Origin of the sequence: Microbacterium sp. NPDC057407, assembly GCF_042803895.1 — a bacterium.
Classification (GTDB): domain Bacteria; phylum Actinomycetota; class Actinomycetes; order Actinomycetales; family Microbacteriaceae; genus Microbacterium.
The window spans coordinates 1-5,410 of the sequence record NZ_JBHVCA010000013.1 but is presented as its reverse complement, the minus strand read 5'-3'; the positions used below and the strand labels follow the sequence as shown (position 1 = coordinate 5,410).

The following is a 5,410-nucleotide window of genomic DNA, read 5'->3' as shown; positions in this document are numbered from 1 at the left end:
ACCTCCGTGGAGCGGATGTGAGGGTGGTACCCACATCGTCCCGGAGGTCTTCGCCTACCTCAGGTGTTCACAACGTGTCGGGGAAGAACAGCTAGTCGAACCCAGCCGCGAGACCAGCATTCCCGGGCGAGCGTGCTCAAAGCCCGGGGATGCAGAGTGCACGGCTCATCCGGTGTGAGGCTCACGCCCTGACCATCCGGCGTACCCTGACCGTGCGCGCTTCGCTGGCCCTCGGGTCGCGAGCGATGTGCCGAGCGTATGTGACGGACGATGTTCGCAACAGAGGAAGTCGGGCGGGGCGGAGAACTACGCGCCGTCGGCCCTCGCTTGGCGAGCCTCGCTGGGTGCGTGTCCTCGGCGCGGCACTGGCCCACCCCTGGCACCCACCGCGTGTATCCCCCACTCCCCGGCGCAAGATCGTTCGACGTTGACAAGCGAACGGGTGGCCGTAATCCGCCTCTGCCGATCGCACGGCTAGACACGACTTCTCGCTTCGCGCACCGAATACGACAACGTCAAACAGGATCGAAACGGACCACGGCCCGCCGGAGACGATTCACTTCTAATCCACGATCGGTGACGTCCAGGCGCAGATGGACAGCGTCCGCATCCCCGGGCCAGTAAGCGATCACCCGTTGCCAACGCTGATCCGGGGGCGGACAATCGACGCAGGTTTGCCGTTTCCCGGAGAGGGGGTCACATGAAAGAGCTCGTGGTCGCGGGGGCCCGCATCATCACCACCAACGAGTTCGCAGAGGTGGTGCTCGAGCTCGCGGAGCGGCTGGCCCAACACGGATTGACGCAACGCGTCGAGTTCCCCTGCGTGGTAGACGGTGCGATCACCAGCGCCACCCTCCTGCTGGGCGACGCACACGTCTTGGCCACCGTGGGCATTCCTGGCAGCGAACCCGGCGATCTCGGTACGGCTGCTCAGCTGGAAGACCTGCACCGGCGAGCTGCCGAACTGGCACCCGTTTGACCACAGGTGGCGACACCGATCCTGAGCCTCGCGCCGGTCCGCCGTCACGCGTCACTCTTGCGCTCTGGTCCGACGACGAGCACGCTTGAAGTAATCGACCTTCCATTTGATTCCGGTCCCTCGAGCTGCATCTTGCAGCACGCCCCCGTTGAGTGACGGGCCAGGCGCGGAGGCGCTCGATGGGAAAGTTTACGTACGACGGCACAATACGGGTCGACCTCGAGGACCGGTTGCTCGTGCGCTACATACGGTTAACGGCGCGAAGCTACGACGCAACGAGCCGTTCCACTTCACATGGCGCGACCCCACGAGCCTCGGAGGCGGACGCACGGTCATCGGGGTCCGCCGACGGAGCTTGCTCGTATACAAGTTCTGCGGCAGCCGCCTCCCGCGCCTCAATCCCGCCTGTAGAGGCCCTCATGTTCACCGCGAACTCGCCGACCGGGCTCTACGTGGTGCCCGAGCCGGCGGACATGAACGCGGTGCAGCAATTGCGCGTGCACGCGCGAGAACACGACCTTGCCGACTCCTGACCGAGCAGCGTGACTCCCCGTTCTCCTACAGCCTCGTTTACCCTGCGAAGGAACCACCTGTGCGGAGCCGGGTCATCGGAACTCTGGGTAGCGAACGGGTCCGCTTCACCGAGCTGCAACGCCACATTCCGGGAATCTCACAGCTCATGCTGACCCTCACCCTCCGCCAGCTCCAACGCGACGGCCTGGTGGCTAGGACCGTTTACGCGGAGGTGCCGCCCCGCGTGGAATACGAACTCACGACCCTCGGCGGAACGCTGATCGAGCTCGCCATGGCGCTGGCAGATCGGGCAGCTGTCAACTACCCCCGGAATGAAAACGCCCGCGAAGCCTACGGCTCAACGCGTCCACACCAAGTACGGTCGCAGGCGGCGTCCTCGTTGGCGAGAGGAGCGTCGGCGCGGCTCGAGCGCGACTCCCGGTCTTCGTTCGCGCCATGAAGGCTGAATCGACCGTTTCCTTCACAATACGAACCATTCGACTGGCCGAGAACCGACCGCTATGGTGTGCGACGAGACCACACCCTTTTCAATCCCGAGGGACGGCGAGTGTGTCTCCCTCCCTGCGCGGACGAACCCACACGGCCGCGCAGCGAGGCTCGGGAAATGAAAGCTGGGCTCAGGCCTGCGGTGGTCCGGACGCGTTCCAGAGCTTCAGATCGGGGCAGCCCGACGGGATGTACCAGTCGGGACCTTGTTCGCCGGACTCGCCCCCGGTGAAGTTTATGCGGTCGCCGTCGCGGTACCGGGCGCCATAGACGAGCTCACCCGCCTCCAGCCGCGCGACGTCCATCGGGAAGACGGGAACGTAGTCCTCACCGTCGGTCTCCACCCACGCGCAGTCGTCATCGATGTGGAGCGTGCCACCGATCAGCGCGGCGTCCATCCCACCGCTCTGCGGTGGCTGGAGGGCGATCGGGCCTTCAGAGGGGATGACGTAGGGAACGCACGCTGAGAGAGCCACGGCAGTGGCGCCCAGCATCGCCATCGCGAGGGACGTCCTCATGGGGTGAGCGTAGCGGTGTGGTCGCGTCGTGACCGTAGGTCGGCCACACGGCCCGGTCCTCTCGCGCCCACGGAGGGGCGCTCCAGGTGCTGCAAATGCATCGATTCCCTGCACGGGAATCCTGCGCCGCGCCACGACTCGGTCCGGTCCCTGCGAGACGGCTACCGCCGCGCCCGCGCCTACATCGACGACACGCCTCGCAACCGATCACCGTCGAGGACATCGCGCGCGCGACATCCCTCTCCGTCGCGCAACTGAACCACGCCGTCCATGAGTTCTCACCCACGGGCAACGACACCGCCGGCGAACTGCGCCGCGCCCGACTCGTCGGCGCCCACCGCGATCTCCTGACCGCCGACCCCGAACGCGGCGACACCGTCCGTGACATCGCCCTGCGGTGGGGCTTCGCTCCCGCCAACTTCGCACGCATCTATCGGTCCGCATTCGGTGCCACCCCGCGGCAGACAATCGCCACATGAGCATCCGGCCGAGGTGGACTGAGGCGCTCGTGGTCACCGCCAACTCGCCGTAGCCCGCGCGCGAACATGAGAACGTCGTCCACGGGGCTGAACCGTGAAGCGGATTAGAGCGGCGTTCCGGCGTGGAGCTCAACCTGGTCGATGACGGTACGTGCGCGGTTGGTGCGGCGAGACGACACAGTAGCCGCGAACGGACCGTTGCTGCAGCCGCAGCGGCGCGCTACCTTCGGTTCGAAGCCCTCTGACCGCGGCGCGGGTCACCTCTACTTAGGCGAGTAAGCGGGTGGCCCGCGCCCTCCTTGATCAACGACTGGGTCGATCTGCAGTCAACTGGTGAGCATTCTTCCTCGCGGCGATGCGCTCTGGCGAGTGAGAAGGGTTCGGGAAGGCCCGAGCGCGAACTCGTACATCAGAGGTCGCCGACGGAATCTTGCAATACCCGTAATCTCGGGCTCGCGCAGTGGTTGTCCACTATGAGAAGTCCCCGTGCGTTAGTTCAAATCCCTCCGTCCGCAGGCGGGAACAGGGGCGGGAACAAGCGCAGTGAATCGAGTGTGACTCGATGCAGCGTTTGTGGACTCGGATCGTTGATTTCGTGCGGTTCTGTGCTCTGATGTGATCCCTGTGACCACATCCCGTATGCGTTCAAATCCCACCGTCACCGATCGAGCCTGTCGAGGATGCGCACGAACCCGTGATTCAGGCGGACCGAGGAATCTTGATCTCCTTTGAAAAATGGAGGTCGTACGCCCAGGTTCTGCCCGCGAACTGGACTCGTGCCACGCCCTCACCCTCGGGCAGGTGATCAAAGTACACCGACACGCTCGAGCCGTGCGGCAGGCTTTCGACCGTTACTTCCTGCCCGCCCGAAGTCGCCGGGTCAAGGCGTAGTCCTCCCACCGATTGGTACGCAGCGCTGTTGGTCATTCGCGGGGCGGAGATACGAAGTTGTTCGATGTCGTAACCGTTGTTGGTAACTCTCAGATGACTCGGCACGTCGAGTACGGTCCTGATCTCGAGAACCTCGGCGGTTTGGCCGAGAGGTGCACTGGCAAGAGCTTCCGCGAGTCCCTCCCTCGCGCCCTTCCTAACCACGAGGACTCGGCCCGGAGCTCGCTCAAGCGAAAGACCCGCTGTGAACGCAAGGGCCTCGCGCAGGGTGAGTTCAGAATCGGGGCCGATGATTCGGCGTTGCGGCTCGCTCCATCCCGGGTCCAGGATGACGATCGTCCGAGTCGCGTCTGCCACCAGCCAGTTCCTTACGACCGTGTTCACATGCTCATCCCCGAACGAATATCCGACCACGACGAGCCTGCCGGCGCGCGTCAGCGACTCCTCGAACGCGCGCATCAGCGGCAGAGTCGGACCGTCTGTTTCCAATTTCTCGCGGTCACCGATCACTATGAGTGGAGTGTCGCTTGTCCGGTAGGACGCAACCGGGCTGGGTTTGGTGTGGGCGCGGTAGCGATGACGAACTAGAGGGTGACCCTCAATACGCTCGTGCGACGTGCCCGAAAGTCGTACCCAGTCGATCGAGCCATGAGGCTTTATTAGGTTGATCTGGCCATCAGTTGGTGCGAACTCGAGCGGCTGACCCGGGACCCAGCGATCAAGTCCGATATCCACTGGCACAGCTTGGGCTGCGGCGGCGATTTCCACGGTGCGATCGTAGTTCAGCGTCGTGATATCCAACCCGCCCGGCTGGACTCGCGCCAAGTCGAGGAGGGGCTGAAAGTAGCTCACGTCCTCAGGCGAGTCGAGGAGGCCGCAGATGCGGCGAAGCAATTGATCCTCGAGGTCCCGAAACGTCGAGCCGTCTCCGGCTGCAACAACCGCCCTAGCAACGGTCGCAATATCTTGGGTGAGTCCGTCCAGTCTGAGCCGCAGATCGCGGTCGAAGCCGATGTGAAGCTCCGTATCTCGCAAGGGGAGCGGGTGGTCGTCCACCTCCTCTATCGAGGCGCGCCATGCAGAGACGAAGGGTGCCGCCTCGTGGGAGCGTCGGTCCCGCAAGAGCCGCACTGCTGAAACGAGCCGCTCCACATTTACGGCGGCCAAAGGGCTGGAACCCTGCTCTGTTGCATGGGAGACCATCGCTCCGTACACAACATGGAGCGCCCGCACTACAGGAAGTTGCTCGCCGCGTTGGTACTGGTCGGCGGTAGCGAGCTCCTCGTCGAAGGACGAGACCAGCAACTCGGCGAGTCGCTCAGTCAGCGGAAGCCCTGCATCACGCGATGCGCCGGCGCCCAGTAGCACAGCAGTTCGGGGTGTCGCGTTCACGAGTCCCAGTCTGGAGCACGTCCATTGACGATCCTCGTCTAGCTGTGATGTCCAGGCAGGTTGTTGAGTCTGGTGATGGGTGGGGCTCCGATTGCGGAGTGGCGCCTGTGGTGATTGTAGAAGTGGATCCA

At 64.3% G+C, this 5,410-nt stretch carries 5 protein-coding genes; 3 read left to right on the top strand and 2 right to left on the bottom strand.

Going from position 1 to position 5,410, the window contains the following annotated elements:
- Positions 1-700: 700 nt before the first annotated feature.
- Both ACFUTX_RS16460 and ACFUTX_RS16455 read left to right on the top strand, forming a co-directional pair.
- A complete protein-coding gene (locus ACFUTX_RS16460) occupies positions 701-979 on the top strand; it encodes a hypothetical protein (protein WP_378867201.1) in 279 nt (92 codons plus the stop codon).
- 592 nt (positions 980-1,571) lie between these two features.
- A complete protein-coding gene (locus ACFUTX_RS16455; RefSeq protein ID WP_378867198.1) occupies positions 1,572-1,952 on the top strand; it encodes a winged helix-turn-helix transcriptional regulator in 381 nt (126 codons plus the stop codon).
- A gap of 178 nt (positions 1,953-2,130) precedes the next feature.
- On the opposite strand, the gene ACFUTX_RS16450 is transcribed toward ACFUTX_RS16455, so the two are convergent.
- Positions 2,131-2,517, bottom strand: coding sequence for a hypothetical protein (locus ACFUTX_RS16450; protein ID WP_378867195.1), 387 nt, complete (start codon positions 2,515-2,517; stop codon positions 2,131-2,133).
- A gap of 95 nt (positions 2,518-2,612) precedes the next feature.
- Between ACFUTX_RS16450 and ACFUTX_RS16445 the strand changes: the two genes are divergently transcribed.
- Positions 2,613-2,996, top strand: coding sequence for a helix-turn-helix domain-containing protein (locus ACFUTX_RS16445; protein WP_378867193.1), 384 nt, complete (start codon positions 2,613-2,615; stop codon positions 2,994-2,996).
- A gap of 699 nt (positions 2,997-3,695) precedes the next feature.
- Here the strand turns inward: ACFUTX_RS16445 and ACFUTX_RS16440 are convergent.
- On the bottom strand, positions 3,696-5,279 hold the full coding sequence (locus ACFUTX_RS16440) for an SIR2 family protein (RefSeq protein WP_378867190.1): 1,584 nt from the start codon (positions 5,277-5,279) through the stop codon (positions 3,696-3,698).
- Positions 5,280-5,410 lie beyond the last annotated feature (131 nt).